Origin of the sequence: Micromonospora sp. WMMA1996 (genome assembly GCF_002573675.1) — a bacterium.
Classification (GTDB): Bacteria; Actinomycetota; Actinomycetes; order Mycobacteriales; family Micromonosporaceae; genus Micromonospora; species Micromonospora sediminicola.
The window spans coordinates 386,846-405,487 of sequence record NZ_PDHU01000001.1 but is presented as its reverse complement, the minus strand read 5'-3'; the positions used below and the strand labels follow the sequence as shown (position 1 = coordinate 405,487).

Annotated in this window: 16 protein-coding genes; 7 read left to right on the top strand and 9 right to left on the bottom strand. The window is 74.6% G+C overall.

Annotation, left to right across the window (positions count from 1 at the left end; genetic code table 11):
- Window positions 1–6: 6 nt before the first annotated feature.
- A complete protein-coding gene (locus COO58_RS01960) occupies window positions 7–960 on the top strand; it encodes a stage II sporulation protein M (RefSeq protein ID WP_098743604.1) in 954 nt (317 codons plus the stop codon).
- On the opposite strand, the gene COO58_RS01955 is transcribed toward COO58_RS01960, so the two are convergent.
- From COO58_RS01955 to COO58_RS01935, 5 genes are read right to left on the bottom strand one after another with little or no spacing between them, the layout of a single operon-like run.
- Window positions 938–2,248: a DUF58 domain-containing protein gene (locus COO58_RS01955; RefSeq protein WP_098743603.1), complete on the bottom strand. Its 1,311-nt coding sequence runs from the start codon at window positions 2,246–2,248 to the stop codon at window positions 938–940. The genes COO58_RS01960 and COO58_RS01955 overlap by 23 nt on opposite strands.
- On the bottom strand, window positions 2,245–3,234 hold the full coding sequence (locus COO58_RS01950; RefSeq protein ID WP_098743601.1) for a MoxR family ATPase: 990 nt from the start codon (window positions 3,232–3,234) through the stop codon (window positions 2,245–2,247). The genes COO58_RS01955 and COO58_RS01950 overlap by 4 nt, the downstream gene beginning before the upstream one ends.
- Window positions 3,231–4,514 carry a DUF4350 domain-containing protein gene (locus COO58_RS01945; protein ID WP_098743600.1) on the bottom strand — a complete coding sequence of 428 codons (1,284 nt, stop codon included), beginning with the start codon at window positions 4,512–4,514 and terminating at the stop codon, window positions 3,231–3,233. The genes COO58_RS01950 and COO58_RS01945 overlap by 4 nt, the downstream gene beginning before the upstream one ends.
- On the bottom strand, window positions 4,511–5,125 hold the full coding sequence (locus tag COO58_RS01940) for a DUF4129 domain-containing protein (protein WP_098743598.1): 615 nt from the start codon (window positions 5,123–5,125) through the stop codon (window positions 4,511–4,513). Before COO58_RS01940 ends, COO58_RS01945 begins: the two co-directional genes overlap by 4 nt.
- On the bottom strand, window positions 5,122–5,964 hold the full coding sequence (locus COO58_RS01935; RefSeq protein ID WP_098743597.1) for a hypothetical protein: 843 nt from the start codon (window positions 5,962–5,964) through the stop codon (window positions 5,122–5,124). The genes COO58_RS01940 and COO58_RS01935 overlap by 4 nt, the downstream gene beginning before the upstream one ends.
- Before the next feature lie 215 nt (window positions 5,965–6,179).
- Between COO58_RS01935 and mtrA the strand changes: the two genes are divergently transcribed.
- The 5 genes from mtrA to hpf all read left to right on the top strand — a co-directional run bounded on the left by mtrA (window position 6,180) and on the right by hpf (window position 12,023).
- Window positions 6,180–6,869 carry an MtrAB system response regulator MtrA gene (gene mtrA, locus COO58_RS01930; protein ID WP_091581585.1) on the top strand — a complete coding sequence of 230 codons (690 nt, stop codon included), beginning with the start codon at window positions 6,180–6,182 and terminating at the stop codon, window positions 6,867–6,869.
- 88 nt (window positions 6,870–6,957) lie between these two features.
- Window positions 6,958–8,628: an MtrAB system histidine kinase MtrB gene (mtrB, locus tag COO58_RS01925; RefSeq protein WP_369700187.1), complete on the top strand. Its 1,671-nt coding sequence runs from the start codon at window positions 6,958–6,960 to the stop codon at window positions 8,626–8,628.
- Window positions 8,625–10,424 carry an LpqB family beta-propeller domain-containing protein gene (locus COO58_RS01920; protein WP_098743594.1) on the top strand — a complete coding sequence of 600 codons (1,800 nt, stop codon included), beginning with the start codon at window positions 8,625–8,627 and terminating at the stop codon, window positions 10,422–10,424. The genes mtrB and COO58_RS01920 overlap by 4 nt, the downstream gene beginning before the upstream one ends.
- Before the next feature lie 7 nt (window positions 10,425–10,431).
- Window positions 10,432–11,127, top strand: a complete 696-nt coding sequence (locus COO58_RS01915) for a ComF family protein (RefSeq protein ID WP_098743592.1) — start codon at window positions 10,432–10,434, stop codon at window positions 11,125–11,127.
- A 251-nt stretch (window positions 11,128–11,378) separates the two neighbouring features.
- Window positions 11,379–12,023: a ribosome hibernation-promoting factor, HPF/YfiA family gene (gene hpf, locus COO58_RS01910; RefSeq protein ID WP_098743590.1), complete on the top strand. Its 645-nt coding sequence runs from the start codon at window positions 11,379–11,381 to the stop codon at window positions 12,021–12,023.
- Window positions 12,024–12,067: 44 nt separating this feature from the next.
- Here hpf and COO58_RS01905 read toward each other — a convergent pair whose 3' ends face one another.
- Together COO58_RS01905 and COO58_RS01900 are read right to left on the bottom strand one after the other, a co-directional pair.
- Window positions 12,068–13,174, bottom strand: coding sequence for a GNAT family N-acetyltransferase (locus COO58_RS01905; RefSeq protein ID WP_091581569.1), 1,107 nt, complete (start codon window positions 13,172–13,174; stop codon window positions 12,068–12,070).
- The gene (locus tag COO58_RS01900) at window positions 13,171–14,328 is read right to left on the bottom strand and encodes a GNAT family N-acetyltransferase (protein WP_098743589.1); all 1,158 of its coding nucleotides are present in this window, start codon (window positions 14,326–14,328) and stop codon (window positions 13,171–13,173) included. The genes COO58_RS01905 and COO58_RS01900 overlap by 4 nt, the downstream gene beginning before the upstream one ends.
- Before the next feature lie 169 nt (window positions 14,329–14,497).
- On the opposite strand from COO58_RS01900, the gene secA reads away from it, so the two are divergent.
- Window positions 14,498–17,407, top strand: coding sequence for a preprotein translocase subunit SecA (secA, locus tag COO58_RS01895; RefSeq protein WP_091581561.1), 2,910 nt, complete (start codon window positions 14,498–14,500; stop codon window positions 17,405–17,407).
- Between the two features lie 81 nt (window positions 17,408–17,488).
- On the opposite strand, the gene COO58_RS01890 is transcribed toward secA, so the two are convergent.
- A complete protein-coding gene (locus COO58_RS01890; RefSeq protein WP_091581557.1) occupies window positions 17,489–18,187 on the bottom strand; it encodes an Rv3235 family protein in 699 nt (232 codons plus the stop codon).
- A gap of 102 nt (window positions 18,188–18,289) precedes the next feature.
- Window positions 18,290–18,517, bottom strand: coding sequence for a helix-turn-helix domain-containing protein (locus COO58_RS01885; protein WP_091584159.1), 228 nt, complete (start codon window positions 18,515–18,517; stop codon window positions 18,290–18,292).
- Window positions 18,518–18,642: the final 125 nt, after the last annotated feature.

The window sequence follows — 18,642 nt, the reverse complement described above, 5'->3', positions numbered from 1 at the left end:
GGGCAAGTGGATCTCGACGCGTACGTGGCGGAGCACGGCGCCGAGTGGCGGCGGCTGGAGCAGTTGACCGGCCGACGTCGCCTGGACGCCGCCGAGGTCGACGAGCTGGTCGGGCTCTACCAGCGCACCGCCACCCACCTCTCCGCGGTGCGCAGCCGGGCCCCCGAGCCGGCGCTGGTCGGGCGCCTGTCCCACCTGGTCCTCGCGGCCCGCGCCCGGATCACCGGCCGCCCCCGGCCCTCCTGGGCGGCGCTGCGCCGGTTCCTGCTGGCCGACCTGCCGGCCGCGCTCTACCGGGCCTGGCCCTGGTGGTGCGGCGTCGCCACCGGGTTCAGCGCGCTGACCGTCTTCCTCATCTGGTTCGTCGCCGGCCACCCGGACACCGCCGCCGCGTTCGTCGGCGCCGAGTCGGCCCGGCAGCTCGTCGACTCCGGCTTCGCCGGCTACTACACCGAGTTCGCCGCGCCGACGTTCGCGTTCCACCTGTGGACGCACAACGCCTGGCTGGCCGCCCAGTGCCTGGCCGCCGGCGTGCTGGTGGTGCCGGTGTTCTGGCTGCTGTGGCAGAACGCGCTGAACATCGGCGTGGTGGGCGGCGTGATGGTCGCCTACGGCCGGGCGGACGTCTTCTTCGGGATGATCACGCCGCACGGGTTGCTGGAGCTGACCGGCATCTACGTCGCCGCCGGGGTCGGGCTGCGGACCGCCTGGGCCTGGATCGCCCCGCCCGCGCACCTCGGGCGCGGCCGGGCGGTCGCCGAGGCGGGCCGGGCCGCCATCGTGGTCGCCGCCGGGCTGGTCGGGCTCTTCGCCGTCTCCGCGCTGCTGGAGGCGTTCGTCACTCCGGCGCCGCTGCCGATGCCGGTCCGGGTGGCGGTCGGCGCCGCGGTGTGGGCGGCGTTCCTGGCGTACGCGCTGGTGCTGGGGCGGCGGGCGGTCAGAGCTGGCCGAGGGACTTGAGCCGCAGGTAGGTGTCGGCGACGGTGGGGGCGAGCCGGTCGGCGGCCACGTCCACCACGGTCACCCCGTGCCGGGACAGGGCGGCGCGCACCCGGTCCCGTTCGGCGAGCGCGCGCCAGGCCGCAGCGGCCGTGTACGGATCGTCCGGGCCGGTCGGGGTGGCCGTGGTGAGCCCGGTCAGCACCGGGTCGTGGGTGGCCGCCAGCACCACCCGGTGCCGGGCGGCCAGCCGGGGCAGCACCGGGAGCAGTCCCTCCCGCAGCGCCCCCGCGTCCAGCGCGGTGAAGAGCACCAGCAGGCTGCGCTGCCGTTCCCGGCGCAGCACCTCCGCGGCGATCAGCTCGAAGTCGGTCTCGACCAGCGCCGGCTGGAGCGGCGCCATCGCCTCGACCAGCCGGGGAAGCAGCGCCGGTCGGCCGCTGCCGGTCACCCGGGCGCGCACCGCGGTGTCCACGGCGAGCAGGTCCACCCGGTCGCCGGCCCGGGCGGCCAGCGCGGTCAGCAGCAGCGCCGCGTCGATCGCGGTGTCCAGCCGGGGCTCGTCGCCGAGCCGGACCGCCGACGTGCGACCGGTGTCCAGCACGCAGACCAGCCGCCGGTCGCGCTCCGGTCGCCAGGTGCGGACGAGCACGTCGGCGCGGCGGGCGCTGGCCCGCCAGTCGATCGACCGCACGTCGTCGCCGACGGCGTACTCGCGCAGGGTGTCGAACTCGGTGCCGTGCCCGCGCCCCCGGGTCACCTGGACGCCGTCGATGATCCGGAGCCGGGCCAGCTTCTCCGGCAGGTGCTTGCGGGAGTCGAACCGGGGCAGCACCCGCAGCGTCCACGGTGGCGTGGCGGGACGTTCGGCACGCTGCCGGAAGCCCAGGCGCATCGGCCCGAGTGAGCGTACGGTCAGCGCCACCGCCGGCCGGTCGCCGCGCCGCGTCGGGGTGAGGCGGACCGGCAACGTGGCCGTGGCGCCCGGCGCGACGGTGAGCACCCGGCCCGGGGACAGCTCGGGCCGCGCCCCGGCGGAGGGCACCCACGCGTCGCGTACCTGGGCGTGCAACGTCGCGTCGGTGGGGTTGGTCAGGTGCAGGGTGACCGTGGCGGAGCCGCCGAGCCGGACGGTCCGGTCGCCGGCGCGGGTCACGGTGAGCGCGTGCGGCGGGGCCGCGAGGAGCCGGTCGACGGCGACCAGCAGCAGCACCGCCGCGGTCAGCACGGCGACGCCGAGGAACGGGGCCGGCCAGACCGGCAGCGTCGCCGCGCCCGCGGCGAGCAGCAGACCCGCCCGCCAGGTCATCGCGGGGGCGGCACGGTGGCCAGCACCGAGTCCAGCACGGCGTCCACGGTGACGCCCTCCAGCTCCACCTCCGGGCGCGGGCGCAGCCGGTGCCGCAGGGTGGGCCGGGCCACCGCCTTCACGTCGTCCGGCGTGACGTGGTCCCGTCCGGCCAGCCAGGACCACGCCTTCGCGGTGGCGAGCAGCGCGGTGGCGCCCCGGGGCGAGGCGCCCAGCTCCAGGGCCGGGGCGACCCGGGTGGCGCGGCAGAGGTCCACGATGTAGCCGAGCACCGGCTCGGCCACGTGCACCGCGTGCGCCTCCGCCCGGGCGGCGGCCAGGTCGGCCGCGCCGGCCACCGGGCGTACGCCGGCCGCACGCAGGTCGCGCGGGTCGAAGCCGGCGTGGTGCGCGCGCAGCACGCCCAGTTCCTCGTCGCGTTCGGGCAGCGGCACGGTCAGCTTGAGCAGGAAACGGTCGAGCTGCGCCTCGGGCAGCGGGTAGGTGCCCTCGTACTCGACCGGGTTCTGGGTCGCCGCCACGATGAACGGCTCGGGCAGCGGGCGGCGCCCGCCCTCGACCGAGACCTGCCGCTCCTCCATCACCTCCAGCAGCGCCGACTGCGTCTTGGGCGGGGTGCGGTTGATCTCGTCGGCGAGGAGCAGGTTGGTGAAGACCGGCCCCTCCCGGAACGTGAACGCGGCGGTACGCGGGTCGAAGATCAGCGAGCCGGTGACGTCGCCGGGCATCAGGTCGGGGGTGAACTGCACCCGCTTGGAGTCCAGGTCGAGCGCGGTGGCCAGGGTGCGCACCAGCAGCGTCTTGGCCACGCCCGGCACGCCCTCCAGCAGCACGTGCCCCCGGCACAGCAGCGCGATCACCAGGCCGGTGACCACGGCGTCCTGGCCGACGACGGCCTTGGCCACCTCGGCGCGCAGCCGGTGCAGGGCGGCCCGCGCCTCGGACGGGGCGGTGGGCGACGCGGCGGCGATGACGGGTCCGGTCACCGGGGTTCTCCTTCGCTCGGATGCGGGGCCAGGGTACGGGTGAGCGTGTCCAGGTCGCGGCTCAGCGCCAGCAGCTCCCGGTCGTCGCCCGGCTCGGGGCCGTACAGCAGGTCGGTCATGTGCTCGGGGTCGCCGCCGACGGCGGTGGCGATCCGGGCCGCCACCTCGTCGTCCGGCGTGTCGGGCGGCAGGTTGAGCCGGGGCAGGATCCGGTCCAGGGCGGCCCGGCGCAGCGTCCCGGCGACGGTGTCGCGCGCGCCCGCCCGGCGGTAGAGCCGGGCCCGGCCGCGCACGGTCTCGGCGGACCGGACGGTCACCGGCAGCGGCTCCGCCACCGGCGGGCCGAGCCGGCGGGCCCGCCAGAGCACCACCAGCAATCCGGCCACGGCGAGCTGCACCAGGATCGCCCAGAACCACTGCGGGAAGGCACCCCAGAGCGGGTTGTCGCGATGCGGCGGGTCGGCCCGGTCGGGGCGCTCGGTCCGCTCGGGGCCGCCACCGGTCGGCGGCGCGCCGGTCTCGCGCTCCCCGGGTACGCGGGACCGGGTCGGCGCGGGCGCCGGGCCGGGCAGGTCCAGCCAGACCAGCGGGCGGCCGCCGCCGAGCAGACCGGTGGCGAGGTCCTCGTTGCCCCACTCGGCGATCCGATCGTTGCGGAACGGGTCACTGGCCCCCACCAGCACCACCTCGGTGCCGCTGGGGATCCGCAGGAGCGCGCCGCCGTAGCAGCGGTCGGCGGAGTCCGGGCCCGCGTACCGCTGGTGGTCGACGGCGGCGGTGCCGGCGCGGATCGCCTCGGGCAGCCGGCAGGTGTCGTCGCCGCCGTCCGGCGGCACCGCGCGGGTGGCCCAGCGGCGGGTGGTCGGCTCGGCCGGGGCGTGCAGCTCGACCAGGACCCGGCGGGACGGATCGACCAGCACCAGCCGGCTGCCGGGGGGCAGCGCGGTCAGGCCGGCGAGCGTGTCCGGGTGGACCAGGTCCGGGGCGGGCACGAACAGCGTGCCGGGCGCCGCGCGGGCGGTGCGCAGCGCGCCCTCGACGTCGGTCTCCCGGCGCACCGGCACCCCCTGCGCGCGCAGCGCCTCGGCGAGCCGGCTGCCGCCGTCGTCGCCGGTGGCGACGGGGGAGAGGAAGCCGCGCTCGTCCGGGTCGGGCTGGTCCACCGCGTGCAGCACCAGGGTGGCGACGATCAGCAGGACGGCCAGCCCGAGCGGGACGAGGAGGCGGTGCCGCCGGCGTGGCGGGGCGGTGGGGCGTTCCGGGGCCCGGGTGTCGGTCACCGCTCCTCCTCGCCGGTCAGCTCGCGGCGCAGGTCCGCGGCGAGGTCGCGCATCCGGTGGTCGTGGGTGGCGGTGGCCGGGCGCTGGGCGTACCAGAGGTCGGAGAAGATCGTGCCGGCGGCGTGCAGGGTGGGCCGGACCGTCGGCCGGACCCGGGCCGCGGCCTCGGTCAGCTCGGTGACGGTCAGCCCGGCCCGTGGCTCCACCAGCCGTCGGGTGACCAGGAGCCGGACCATCTCCCGCAGCCGTTCCCGGACCGCCTCGGCGTACCGGCCCTCGGCGGCCAGCCGGTCGGCCAGCCCGGCTTCGGCGGCCGGCGCGGCCGGCGCGGCCCGGGGGGTGGGCACGCGCGCCGCCGGCAGGTCCGGCCGGCGGCGGGCGCGGCGGCGCGGGCGGACCCGGCGGAGTCGGGGCAGCCGGAGCCGCCACCGCAGCCGGGGCAGCCGGAACCGGGGCACTGCCGGCCGGGGCAGCCGGCGGGGCACCCACGTCGGGAAGTAGTACCAGGCCAGCGCCGTCACCAGCGCGGCGGCCAGCAGGATCAGCACGACCAGCGGCAGGGCGACGACGTCACCGAGCGCGGCGACCGCCTCGGTCCACCACCGGCTCACCGCGGGGCCGCCAGCAGCACGGGCTCGGGTACGCCGGCCGGCGCCCGGGAGAGCCGGATGTCCAGCCCCTCGGTGCGCATCCGGGTCTCCAGGTGCAGCACCGCGTCCAGGCAGGCCAGCGCCGGGTAGGCGAGCGCGTTCACCGCGACCTGGGCGGCCACGGCCAGCGGCAGCGCCCACGCCGACACGTCGAACAGGCCCAGCAGACCGAGCCCGTACGGGACGCCCAGCCCGATGCCGACGCGGACCAGCCACCAGCCGAGGTAGCCGAGCAACCGGATGCCGGCGGCGCGACCGCCGAGGCGCCCGGCCAGCCGGACCGCCCGCCCCGCCGCCCGGTGCGCCGGCACCCCGTCCAGCACCAGCGCCGGCACGACCAGACCGAGCAGCCCGTACGCCACGAACCAGGCCGGTCCGGCCAGCCCGGCGGTGCCGACGGCGAGCCCGACCGCGGCCGCCGCCAGCAGGGTCGCGCCCGGACGGGCCGCGCGGAGCACCTCGGCCGGGCCGGGGCGACGGCCCAGCAGCGAGGCCGCCCCGCCGCGCGCGGCCGGGTTGCCCAGCAGCGCGACGATCGCCGCCTCGGTGCCGGCGCCGACCGCGAGCAGCAGCCAGTACCAGCCGAAGCGTTGCTGGTCGGTGGGCCACCAGCCGGGCGGGTGGACGTCGGCCAGCGTCCGCAGCGGGTACAGCAGGGCCTGCTCGGCCAGGGCCAGCGCCACGGCGAGCGGGAGCAGCACCCGGGCCTGGTCGCGCAGCAGCAGCACGGCGGCGTCGAGCAGCTCGCCGACGGTCAGCGGGCGGCGCGGGAGCACCGCGATCGGGCCGGCGTCGGGCACGCGTACTCCTGGGCGGGCAGGGTAGAGGTGGCGGGCGACGCGGCGCCCGGGGGATCATGGTTGCACGACGGGTCGGCATCCGGTTGACCCGTCCGCCGCGGCACGCCACGCGGGGCGGCCACGCCGTCGGCTGTGGTGCGCGGGCCCGCTCGGCGCTACCGTGCCGGTGAAGACGCCGAACCCTCCGAACGAACGGGGATGGAACGATAAACCCCATGAGAGCCCGGGTACTCGTGGTCGACGACGACCCCGCCCTCGCCGAGATGCTCGGCATCGTGCTGCGCAGCGAGGGCTTCGTGCCGTCCTTCGTCGCGGACGGAGAACGCGCGCTGGCCGCGTTCCGCGACAGCCGGCCCGACATCGTCCTGCTCGACCTGATGCTGCCCGGCATGAGCGGCATCGACGTGGCCCGCGCGATCCGGTCCGAGTCCGGCGTGCCCATCGTGATGCTGACCGCCAAGAGCGACACCGTCGACGTGGTGCTGGGGCTGGAGTCCGGCGCCGACGACTACGTGGTCAAGCCGTTCAAGCCCAAGGAGCTGGTGGCCCGGATGCGGGCCCGGCTGCGCCGCGGCGAGGACGTCGCGCCGGAGCTGCTCACCATCGGGCCGCCGGGCAACCAGATCACCATCGACGTGCCGGCGCACACGGTCAGCCGGGACGGCGAGGAGGTGAAGCTGACGCCGCTGGAGTTCGACCTGCTGGTCGCGCTCGCCCGCAAGCCGCGCCAGGTCTTCACCCGCGAGGTGCTGCTGGAGCAGGTGTGGGGCTACCGGCACGCGGCCGACACCCGCCTGGTCAACGTGCACGTGCAGCGGCTCCGGGCCAAGATCGAGCCGGATCCGGAGCGACCCGAAATCATCCTGACCGTCCGGGGCGTGGGCTACAAGGCGGGCACCGGATAGCCTGGTCAGCACTGTGGTGACCACCCCGCTGCCCGACCCGCCGACCGCGCCCCGCCGGCCATCCGCCGCGTGGGCGCTGTGGCGCGTCCTGGCCGGCCGGTCGGCGCGGTTCGCCGCCGGTGTGCACCAGGCCTGGCGGCGCTCGCTCCAGGTCCGCGTGGTCACCATCACACTCGTGGCGTCGAGTCTGCTGGTGGGCGGTTTCGCCTACCTGATCGCCGACAAGATCACCAACATCCTGCTGGAGAACGCCGAGACCGACGTGCGGGCCCGGCTGAGCAACGGCAGCGAATACGCGGCGAAGCAGTTCAACCTCTACAGCCAGCCGCAGGAGGCGCAGCTCCAGGACACCATCGACGGCACCGTCAACTATCTGGCCGGCGGTGACCCGGCGCAGACCAGCGGGGTGGTGGTGGCGATCACCGCCGACAACTTCGCCGAGTTCATCGAGCCGCGCACCTCACCGGACGTGCCGGTGCGCCCGGTGATCGGCGACGAGCTGCGGGCCGCCGTCTCGTCGGGCAAGGTCGCCCACCAGATCCGCACCGGCACGCTCGGCGGCGAGCGGACCAAATACCTGGTCTACGGCTCCCCGGTGCCGACCCGGTTCGGGCAGGTCGAGCTCTACTACCTCGTACCGCTGGCCCGGCAGGACAGCACGGCGGCCGACGCCCGGGCGACGGTGGTCGCCACCGGCGTCGCGCTGGTGCTCCTGCTCGGCCTGCTGGCGGCCCTGGTCACCCGCCTGGTGGTGACCCCGGTCCGGGTGGCCGCGCGCACCGCCCAGCGCCTCTCCGCCGGCCTGCTCGACCAGCGCATGGTGGTTTCCGGCGAGGACGACCTGGCCCTGCTCGCCGCCTCGTTCAACCAGATGGCGACCAACCTGCAACGGCAGATCCTCCGGCTGGAGGAGATGTCGCGGCTGCAACGCCGGTTCACCTCGGACGTCTCGCACGAGCTGCGCACCCCGTTGACCACGGTCCGGATGGCGGCCGACCTGATCTTCGCGGAGCGGGACGAGTTCGACCCGGCGGTGGCCCGCAGCGCCGAGCTGCTCCAGGCCGAGCTGGACCGGTTCGAGGAGCTGCTCACCGACCTGCTGGAGATCAGCCGGTTCGACGCCGGCTTCGCGGTGCTGGACAGCGAACCGACCGACCTGGTGCCGGTGGTGCACCGGGTAACCGAGCGGCTGGCCGGGCTGGCCGAGCGGGTGGGGGTGACCATCGAGCTGGAGCTGCCGGACACGCCGGTGATCGCCGAGGTCGACCCGCGCCGGGTCGAGCGGGTGCTGCGCAACCTGGTCGGCAACGCGGTCGAGCACGGCGAGGCCAAGCCGGTGCGGATCACCCTGGGCATGGACCAGAGCGCGGTGGCGATCACGGTCCGGGACCACGGTGTCGGCCTCAAGCCGGGCGAGGAGAAGCTGGTCTTCAACCGGTTCTGGCGCGCCGACCCGTCCCGGGCCCGGCAGACCGGGGGCACCGGCCTGGGCCTGTCGATCAGCCTGGAGGATGCCCGGCTGCACGGCGGTTGGCTGGAGGCGTGGGGCGCGCCGGGGCAGGGCGCGCAGTTCCGCCTCACCCTGCCGGCCCGGGCCGGGGACCGGCTCACCACCTCACCGCTGCGGCTGGTGCCGGCCGACGCCACCCTGCCGTTCGGCGGCCCGCGCGACGGTGGCCTGCTCGCCATCGGCCCGGGCAGTGGCGCCGGGGCGTTGGCCATCGGCCCCGCCGACGACCGGGCGGAGGTAACCCGATGACGGCGCGTCGCCTGCTTGCGGTGCTGCTGGCCGGCGTGCTGCTTCCCGCCGCCCTGGTCGGGTGCGGCATCCCGGCCGAGACGGACGTCCAGGTCGACGGCTCGGTGCCCGCCGCCGAGGCCGGCTCGCTCAACGGCAGCCCGGCCTCGCCGCCCGCGCCGGGCGACAGTGACGAGCCGGTGCCGTTCATCGAGAACTACCTGCGCGCCGCGGCCGCCGGGGAGCGCGACCAGGCATACACCCGGGCCCGGTCGTTCCTCGCCGAGGAGGCCCGCGACCTGCTGCCCGGCAAGCCGCAGACCAGCGAGGTCGAGCTGACGGTGGTCCGGCTCCGGGCCAAGCCGGAGAGCACCCCGGCCAACCCCCAGGGCATCTTCACCGTGACGATCAAGGTGCAGCAGGTCGGCGTGCTCCGCGCCGACGGCACGCTGGGGCCGCCGGGGGCCACCGAGACCGACTACACGTTCCAGCTGCGCCGGGCCGGACCGGCCGGGACCGGGCTGCTGATCACCGAGCTGCCGAACGTGCTGCTGACCACCGACACGGCGCTGCGCGAGTACTACCGATCGCGCACCGTCTACTTCTGGAACTCGGACCTGACCCGCCTGGTGCCCGACCTGCGCTACCTGCCCTCGTCGGTGCCGGCCGAGCGACGGGTCACCGAGGTGGTGAAGTGGCTGGCCGGCGGTCCGTCCGACTGGTTGTCCCCGGGGGTGACCGGGCTGCCCGACGGCACCCGGCCGATCAACAACGCCACCGGGCAGGACTCCCAGTGGGAGGTCAACCTGACCATGCCGGGGGCCAACGAGCAGCGGCTGGCCCGGCTGGGCACCCAGTTGGCGTGGTCGTTGCCCGAGCTGACCGGGCAGCTCGACCTGAAGATCCAGAACCAGAAACGGTTCAGCGTCGACCTGCAACGGGAACGCGCCACCCATCCCGCCTACCCGCGTGGCGCGGCCCCGACGCGGTTCAGCGTCTACGACGCCGCCATCCACCCCCTCGCCATCGGCGACGAGCGGCGGGAGGCCGTCCCGTTGCCGGCCGCGCAGAACCGTAACGTGGTCTCCGCGTCCCTGGCCCGGGCCGACGACCAGGTGCTCGCCGCGCTGGTGGTGACCGCGTCGGGACGGCAACGGCTCAAGGTGGGCACCGGTCCGGCGCCCGTCGCGGTGTTCACCGCCGGTCCCACCACCTTCCGCTCGATGAGCCGACCCACCTGGCTGCGCTCCCTGGACAAGGACCGCGCGACGGGCCTGGTGGCGGCCGACGGCAAGCTGTACCGGTTCGACGGGACGGCCCGGACGAGCCTGGTCCCGCTGAACGTCTCCGGGAACGTGGTGGCGGTGGCGGGGTCCCTCGACGGCCACCGGATCGCGCTGGTCAGCGGCGGCGTCGTCTACGTCGCGCCGGTCAACGTCGAGGGTGGCGTGGTGACCCTGGGGCAGCCCCGGGCGCTGCCCACGCAGCTCACCGGCGTGACCGCGGTCGACTGGATCACCGAGAACGAGCTGGTCGTCGCCGGCAACGACCCGGACCGGCGATCGGCGATCCACCAGCTCACCGTGGACGGCGCCTGGGAACCGCCGCTGGCCTCCGAGATCGGCGCGCCGGTGACCCAGTTGGCGGCGTATCCCGGTGGTGGGGACAGCGGCCTGCCGGCGCTCTCCTTCATGTTCGAGACGAACGGCGGCGCCTGGCGCAACAACCCGATCGACTTCGTCACGCCGGAACAGGTGCTGGACGTGCCGGCGGGCGGTCGGTCGGCCAACCCGACCGCGCCCTTCTTCCTCTTCTGAGGTCACGGTGCCGGACCTGGGCGGGCTCTGGGCGGACCTGACCGACCTGGTGCTGCCCGCCGGGTGCGCCGGCTGCGCGGCGCGCTCCCCGGGGCTGCGACGGGGCTTCTGCCCGCGCTGCGTGGACGAGCTGGAGTCGTTGCGTCCCGCGCCGACCCGCCCCGATCCGGCCCCACCGGACCTGCCGCCCTGTGTCGCCCTCGGGCCGTACGGCGGCGCGTTGCGCGAGGGGCTGCTGGCGTACAAGGAACGGGGTCGGCACGGGCTGGCCCGGCCGCTGGGGGCGTTGCTGGCCGAGGTGGTCGCCGAGGCCGTGGGGCCGCCCGGCCCGGTGACGCTGGTGGCGGTGCCGGACACCGCCCGCGCGGCCCGGGCCCGCTACGGCGACCACCTGGAGCGGCTGGCCCGCCCGGCGGCGGCCCGGCTGCGCGCGGCCGGCTGGCCGGTCCGCGTGCTGCGGCCGTTGCGGGCGCTGCCGCGCCCGGACTCGGTGGAGCTGGACAGCGCCGGTCGGGCGGCCGCGGCGGACGCCGCGTTCCGGCTGCGGCGTACGGTCCCCGCGGTCGGCGCCGTGGTGCTGCTCGACGACATCGTCACCACCGGGGCCACGCTCGCGGCGGTGAGCCGGATATTGCACCGCGCGGGAATGACGCCAAAGGCCGCGGCGGTGCTCGCCGCAACGCAAAAGCGGCGGCTTCGGTGACGCTTCGTGTATCCGTTTCACCCCATGGTGTATGAGCTGTTAAATTTCGCGACCGCCTTCGGCAACCGGGGGTGACGGGTGGCCGAACAGGAGTTAGCGTTTCGGTGTCGGGGGTAGTGAGGATGCCAACCTTCCCCCGGCACTGGAAGGAGGCGTAGCCGTACACCACCGGTGGACGCCGAGCGGGGCCCTCCCCGGGTGCGTCGACCGGAAGATCCGGACCGAACGACCGTCCGAACAAGGGAGGTCACGTGGACATCGTGGTCAAGGGCCGTAACGTCGAAGTGCCGGACCATTACCGGGTGCACGTAGCCGAGAAGCTCGCGAAAATCGAACGCTACGACCACAAACTCATTCGCGTGGACGTCGAGTTGTTCCACGAGCGCAATCCGCGCCAGGCCGACCACTGCCAGCGGGTGGAGATCACCTGCGTCACGCGGGGTCCGGTGATCCGGGCCGAGGCCTGCACGAACGACTTCTACAGCGCGCTCGACGCCGCCATCGCCAAGCTGGACACCCGGTTCCGCCGGGCGGCCGACCGCCGCCGGGTGCACCGCGGGCGGCACGCGCCGCTCTCCGTGGCCGCCGCGACCGCCGGTCTTCCGGTGGCCGACCTGGACGGGCCCGGCCTGGCGGTGCTGAACGGCCACGGTGCGGCCACCGCCGTCGCCGACCGTCCGGACGAGAGCGACTTCGAGGAACGCGACGACCAGCCGTGGCACATCGCCCGGGAGAAGGTCCACCCCGCCGAACCGATGACCGTCGACGACGCGCTGTTCCAGATGGAACTCGTCGGGCACGACTTCTACCTGTTCCAGGACAAGGAGTCCGGCCGCCCGAGTGTGGTCTACCGCCGGCGCGCGTACGACTACGGCATCATCTCGCTCGACACCTGACCCCTTGACCGGACGAGTGGGGCCCCGCGCTCGCGGGGCTCCACTCACTCTCCGTCCGTGGCCAGCCGGCCGAAGATCACCGAATCGGTACGGGTGCCGTTCACGCCGGGCAGCCGCCCGCGCAGCAGCCCCTCCCGCCGGAAGCCGGCCCGTTCCAGCACCCGCTGGGAGGCGACGTTCTCCGGCCGCGTGCCGGCCCAGAGGCGGGCCACCCCGACGTCGAACGCCCACCCGGAGACCAGCCGGACCGTCCGGGCGGCCAGCCCGCGCCCCCGCGCCTCGGGCAGCAGGCTGTAGCCCAGCATGGCCTGGCCGGTCGCCGGCTCGTCGTGGACGAGGGCGCAGCCACCGACGAACGCGCCGGTCACCGCGTCGAGGATCGCCAGGTCGGCGGCGTCGCCGGCCAGCCAGTTGCTCGCCGCGAGCCGGCAGCGTCGGGCGACCGCCTCCCGCTCCGGGGGCACCGGCGGCACCCGGTTCGCCACCACCTCCGGCAGCGTGTGCAGGCGGTGCAGCGCGTCCGTGTCCGCCGGTTCCACGCGGCGCACCGTCACGACGCCGTCGGTGAGCCGGCCGTCGGGCAGGTCCGGCAGCGGGCGGGCGGTCGGCCCGGGCGGGTCGTCGGCCAGCCGCACCCAGGCGACCAGGTCGTGACGTGCGCCGGCGAGGCCCGCACCCGCAGCCCGGCGCACCCCCTCGTGCCGGTAGCCGCAGGCCAGCGCGATGCGCTGGCTCGGCACGTTCTCCGCGCGGGTGAGCAGCTCCAACCGGCCCGCCCCGGCCGCGAACGCCTGCTCACTCAGCAGCCGGGTGGCGGCGGTCGCCACGCCCCGGCCGCGTGCCGACGGGCCCACCCAGTAGCCGATCTCGTACGTCGCCCGCTCCGCGCTCAGCCGGGTCAGGCCGATGCTGCCGAGCAGCCGGTCGGTGGCCGGGTCGGCGATCGTGTAGGCGGCTCCGCCGGCTGCCCGGGCCGCCGGTGCGCCCTCGGTGATCCACCACCGGGCGGCGTCGGCGTCGTACGGGTCGGGCAGGAAGGGCATGAACCGGCGGGACTCCGGGTCGGTCAGGCCGGCCACCGTGCCGGGTACGTCGGCCGGAGCGCACGGCCGCAGCCGTACCCCGTACCCCTCGATCGTCTCCGGGGTCATGCCAGGTCTCCCGCCAGCAGCCCGCCGACCCACACGTCGTGCCGCTCGCCGCGGTGCTGGACGCCGCCGCGCAGCGTGCCCTCGACGGTGAAGCCGGCCTTCTCGGCCGCCCGGCGGGACGCGGTGTTCCCCACGTTGGCCCGCCACTCGACCCGGGCCAGGCCGAGCGTGGTGAAACCCCAGGCGCAGACCGCGGTGAGCGCGGCCGGCAGGTAGCCCCGACCCCGCGCGTGCGGGGCGGTCATGAAGCCGACGTCGGCCACCAGCGGGTCGCCAGGGAGGATCCGCAGGTCGAGCGAGGCGACGTAGCGGTCCTCCGGGTCGGCCACCGCGAACGTCGCGGCGGTGCCGCGCGCCCACGCCGGGCGCACCAGGTCGCGCAGGAAGCCCTCGGCGTGTTCGGGCCGGTAGGGGTGCGGCACCGTGGTCCAGCGCACGGTCTGCTCGTCCTGGCAGGTGCGGGTGACCTCGGCCAGGTCCCGCTCCTCCAGCGCGCGCAGCCGCAGCTCGGTGTCGCCGGCGGTGGTGAACAGGACGGGCTGCGGGCGGCCGAAGACCGCCGCCCGGCGGGCCTGGAGCGTGTCCGGACCGTACGGGACGGGATCGCCCGGCGCGGCCAGATCGGCCGGCAGGAGGGAGCCGATCCACCCCTCCGGGCGGCCGCCCTCCGCCGGCTGAGCCAGCCGCAGTTCGCCCTCGACCCGGAAGCCGGCCCGCAGCGCGACCAGCCGGGACGCGTGGTTGCCGATCTCGGCCTGCCAGGTGATCCGGCGCAGCTTGAGCGCGTCGAAGGCCCAGCGGGCCACCGCCCGGACGGCGCGGACCGCGACGCCCCGTCCCCGGGCCCACGGCGCGGTCCAGTAGCCCACCTCGCCCGAGTCGAGCGCGTGGTCGACGGAGACCAGACCGCACGAGGCGAGCAGCTCGCCGGTGGCGGCGTCGCAGACCGCGAACGGCGCTCCGGTGCCCTGCGCCCAGGCGGTGGCGCTGATCGTGGTCACGAACGCGACGGCGTGTTCGGGCAGGTACGGGCGAGGTACGGTGGTCCAGCGCCGGATGTCCGGATCCTGGCAGGCCCGGTGCACCGCGTCGGCGTCCGTGGCCCGCCAGGGGCGTAGCAACAGCCCGTCCTCGATGATCTCCACAGGCTCCATCCGAGCCATCGTGCCGGATCGTTCGCCGACGGCGTAACCCGATTGGCGGCCCTCGGCGTGCGGTCGCGGCGTTATGTCGGGTTCGCAGACCCGGACCACCGCCACCAGTGACCATCGCCGCGCCGGAACGCCTACGATGGTTCGAGACCGTCTAGGGGAGCGTTGATCCGTGTCGATTCTGGAAAAGGTCCTTCGCGCCGGCGAGGGCCGCATGGTGCGTCGGCTGAAGGCCATCGCGGCCGCCGTCAACTCGATCGAGGACGACTACGTCAACCTCAGCGACGACGAGCTGCGCGGCATGACCGACCAGTTCAAGGAGCGGCTCGCCGACGGCGAGACCCTCGACGACCTCCTGCCGGAGGCGTTCGCGGTGTGCCGGGAGGCCGCCTCGCGGGTGCTCGGCCAGCGGCCCTACGACGTCCAGGTGATGGGCGGCGCGGCACTGCACTTCGGCAACATCGCCGAGATGAAGACCGGTGAGGGCAAGACGCTCACCTCGGTCATGCCGGTCTACCTGAACGCGCTCGCCGGCAAGGGCGTGCACGTGATCACGGTGAACGACTACCTGGCCGAGCGCGACGCCGCCTGGATGGGCCGGGTGCACGAGTTCCTCGGGCTCACCGTCGGCGTGGTGCTGCCGAACCGGCCCGCCACCGAGCACCGCGCGGCCTACGAGTGCGACATCACCTACGGCACCAACAACGAGTTCGGCTTCGACTACCTGCGCGACAACATGGCCTGGTCGAAGGAGGAGCTGGTCCAGCGCGGCCACTTCTTCGCCGTGGTGGACGAGGTCGACTCGATCCTCATCGACGAGGCCCGCACCCCGCTGATCATCTCCGGCCCGGCCGAGCACTCCGCCCGGTGGTACCAGGAGTTCGCGTCCGTGGTGGCCCGCCTCCAGCCCGGCACCGACGGCGAGGGCGACTACGAGGTCGACTACGCCAAGCGCACCATCGCGATCACCGAGCGCGGCGTGGCCAGGGTCGAGGACCGGCTCGGCATCGACAACCTCTACGAGTCGGTCAACACGCCGCTGGTCGGCTACCTGAACAACGCGATCAAGGCCAAGGAGCTCTACAAGCGCGACAAGGACTACATCGTCAGCGACGGCGAGGTCCTGATCGTCGACGAGTTCACCGGCCGGATCCTGCACGGCCGCCGCTACAACGAGGGCATGCACCAGGCGATCGAGGCCAAGGAGGGGGTGGAGATCAAGCAGGAGAACCAGACCCTGGCCACGATCACCCTCCAGAACTACTTCCGCCTCTACGAGAAGCTCTCCGGCATGACCGGCACCGCCCAGACCGAGGCGGGCGAGTTCAACAAGGTCTACAAGGTCGGCGTCGTGACCATCCCGACGCACCGGCCGATGGTCCGGCTCGACCGGCCCGACGTCATCTACAAGACCGAGAAGGCCAAGTTCAACGCCGTCGTCGAGGACATCGCGGAGCGGCACGAGCAGGGCCAGCCGGTGCTGGTCGGCACCGTCTCGGTGGAGAACTCCGAGATCCTGTCGCACATGCTGCGCCGCCGCGGCATCCCGCACTCGGTGTTGAACGCGAAGTTCCACGCCAAGGAGGCGGAGATCGTCGCCCAGGCCGGGCGCAAGGGCGCGGTCACGGTCGCGACCAACATGGCCGGCCGGGGCACCGACATCCTGCTCGGCGGCAACGCCGAGTTCCTCGCCGCCAACGAACTCCGCCAGCGCGGTCTCGACCCGGTCGAGCAGCCGGAGGAGTACGCCAAGGCGATGGAGGAGATCCTGCCGACCTGGAAGCAGGCCTGCGACGTCGAGGCGGAGGAGGTGGCCGCCGCCGGCGGGCTCTACGTGCTCGGCACCGAGCGGCACGAGTCCCGCCGGATCGACAACCAGCTGCGCGGTCGTGCCGGCCGGCAGGGCGACCCGGGCGAGTCCCGGTTCTACCTGTCCCTCCAGGACGAGCTGATGAAGCGGTTCCGGGCCGGCGCCGTCGAGGCGGTCATGGACCGCTTCAACATCCCGGAGGACGTGCCCATCGAGTCGAAGATGGTCACCCGCCAGATCAAGAGCGCGCAGGCCCAGATCGAGGGCCAGAACGCCGAGATCCGGAAGAACGTCCTCAAGTACGACGAGGTGCTCAACAAGCAGCGCCAGGTGATCTACGCCGAGCGCCTGCGGGTGCTCAACGGCGAGGACCTGTCCGACCAGGTCCGCAACATGATCGACGACGTGATCGGCGCGTACGTGGTCGGCGCGACCAGCGACGGCTACGCCGAGGACTGGGACCTCGACCAGCTCTGGTCCAGCCTGAAGCAGCTCTACCCGGTGGGCGTCACGGTCGAGGAGCTGGAGGAGGAGGTCGGCTCCCGGGCCGGTCTCGACCAGGACTTCCTGCTCGCCCGCCTCAAGGAGGACGCGCACTCCGCGTACGACCGGCGGGAGGAGAGCCTCGGCGAGGAGGCGGTGCGCCAGCTCGAGCGGATGGTCCTGCTCCAGGTGATCGACCGCAAGTGGCGCGAGCACCTCTACGAGATGGACTACCTCCAGGAGGGCATCAGCCTGCGGGCGTACGCCCAGCGCGACCCGGTCATCGAGTACCAGCGCGAGGGCTTCGACATGTTCGCCACCATGATGGACGGCATCAAGGAGGAAACGGTCGGCTTCCTCTACAACCTGGACGTGCAGGTCGAGGAGGCGGAGCCGGAGGCCGAGGAGGTCCAGCTGCTGGAGAAGCCGGTGGAGATCCGGGCCAAGGGCCTCAACCGCGCGCCGCAGCAGCAGGGCCTGCAATACTCGGCGCCCGCCGTGGACGGCGAGGCCGGTCGGGGTGCGCCGGTGATCGAGCGCGCCGAGCAGCAGGCCCCGGCGCTGGGCATCGGCGAGCGGACGTCCGAGCGCCCGGCCGCCTCGGCGCCGCGCCGGACCCCGGCCGCGGCCGGCGGGGCGAGCGGTCAGGCGATGGCCTCCAGCACCGCCCGGCGGGCGACCCCGGGCCAGGTGGACGGTGGTGAGGGCCCGTCCCGTAACGCGCCCTGCCCGTGCGGTTCCGGCCGCAAGTACAAGCGCTGCCACGGTTCGCCCAACGGCGGCAACTGACCCAGGTAGCCCGACGGGCCCCGGCCACCGGCCGGGGCCCGTCGGCGTCTCACCCCGTCCGGATCGACGACGTGGTGAGACTCAGAGGACGTCCAGCACGAGGCAGAGCCAGTTGCCGCGCCGGTGTTCCAGGCGCACGGCGACCGCCCAGCTGGTGCCGCCGGTGCCGGTGAACACGGCGGTGGCCTCCACCGCGCCGGCGCGTGGTTCACAGATCCGCAGGCGGAGCAGGTGCAGGGCGGGCCGGGCGCTGCGGCGGCGGACCGGGGTCACCCGGCGGGCCGCCCGGGTCAGCTCGGCCGACACCTGGGCGGCGGCCTCGGGCAGGCAGAGTGGTCGGAGTTGCCCGGGCGGCCGGAAGCCGTTGACGATCTCCAGGAACGTGCGGACGAACCGGTGGGCCGCCCGGGCGGCCTCGGGCGTGGCGGTGGCGGGAGCGGACGGTGGCCCGACGGGCGGGCGTCCGACGCCGTGCCCGCTCGGGGTGGTGTCGCGGTGCGTGCCGCCCTCTCCGGAGGTCGGGGAACGGTGCGTGCCGCCCTCGCCCGGGGCGGTGCGCAGCGCGCCGGTGGTCAACCAGCGGGGCCAGCCGGGAGCGTGGTCGGGGGCGCGCCCGGCGGGACGCCCGAGGTCGCCGGGGCGTCGGTCGATCAGGTCGAGGGCGAGCTGACCGGTGTGCCCCCAGGCCGGATCCTCGTCGGTGCAGGGCGGGTCGAGTGGCGGGGCGGGCCGGAGGCGGACCGGTGGACGTGGTGACCGGGGACGGCGGGTGTCGACCATGTCAGCCCTCGAATCGTTGCGTTTGCCTTCGTTTGCCTGCGACAGAGCCTCATCTTCCGGCACCGGAGTCGGGCGCGTCAATGGCCGACGGTCAGCTCGGGGTCACTCCGCGTCGCGCTCACCCAGCGGGTTCCCGCGCACCCACTCGGCGGTCTCGGCGTACTTGCGCTCGATGTACTCCTCCAGCCGAGCCCGCTCCACCCGCCACTGACCCCGTCCGCCGATCTTGATGGCGGGCAGCTCTCCGCTGCGGACCATGTGGTAGACCTGCGAGTCCGAGACGTTCAGCTCGGTGGCGACGTCGGACAGCAGCAGGAACCTCGACTCCACGGTCACTCCCGGGGTTGTTTTCGTTTGCCTCAGTTTGCCACCACCGGCGGACGTTCCCGAGTCCCGCTTCGGCGGACACACCGGCGGAACGCTTCTCCCGGGCGGGTGCCGGGTGTATGACGGTC

Bases quoted from the DNA above. Each gene is read 5' to 3' on its own strand.
- COO58_RS01920 (WP_098743594.1), top strand. From the start codon at position 8,625: ATGACGGCGCGTCGCCTGCTTGCGGTGCTGCTGGCCGGCGTGCTGCTT.
- COO58_RS01900 (WP_098743589.1), bottom strand. From the start codon at position 14,328: ATGGAGCCTGTGGAGATCATCGAGGACGGGCTGTTGCTACGCCCCTGG.
- COO58_RS01955 (WP_098743603.1), bottom strand. From the start codon at position 2,248: ATGACCTGGCGGGCGGGTCTGCTGCTCGCCGCGGGCGCGGCGACGCTG.
- COO58_RS01905 (WP_091581569.1), bottom strand. From the start codon at position 13,174: ATGACCCCGGAGACGATCGAGGGGTACGGGGTACGGCTGCGGCCGTGC.
- COO58_RS01890 (WP_091581557.1), bottom strand. From the start codon at position 18,187: ATGGTCGACACCCGCCGTCCCCGGTCACCACGTCCACCGGTCCGCCTC.
- mtrA (WP_091581585.1), top strand. From the start codon at position 6,180: ATGAGAGCCCGGGTACTCGTGGTCGACGACGACCCCGCCCTCGCCGAG.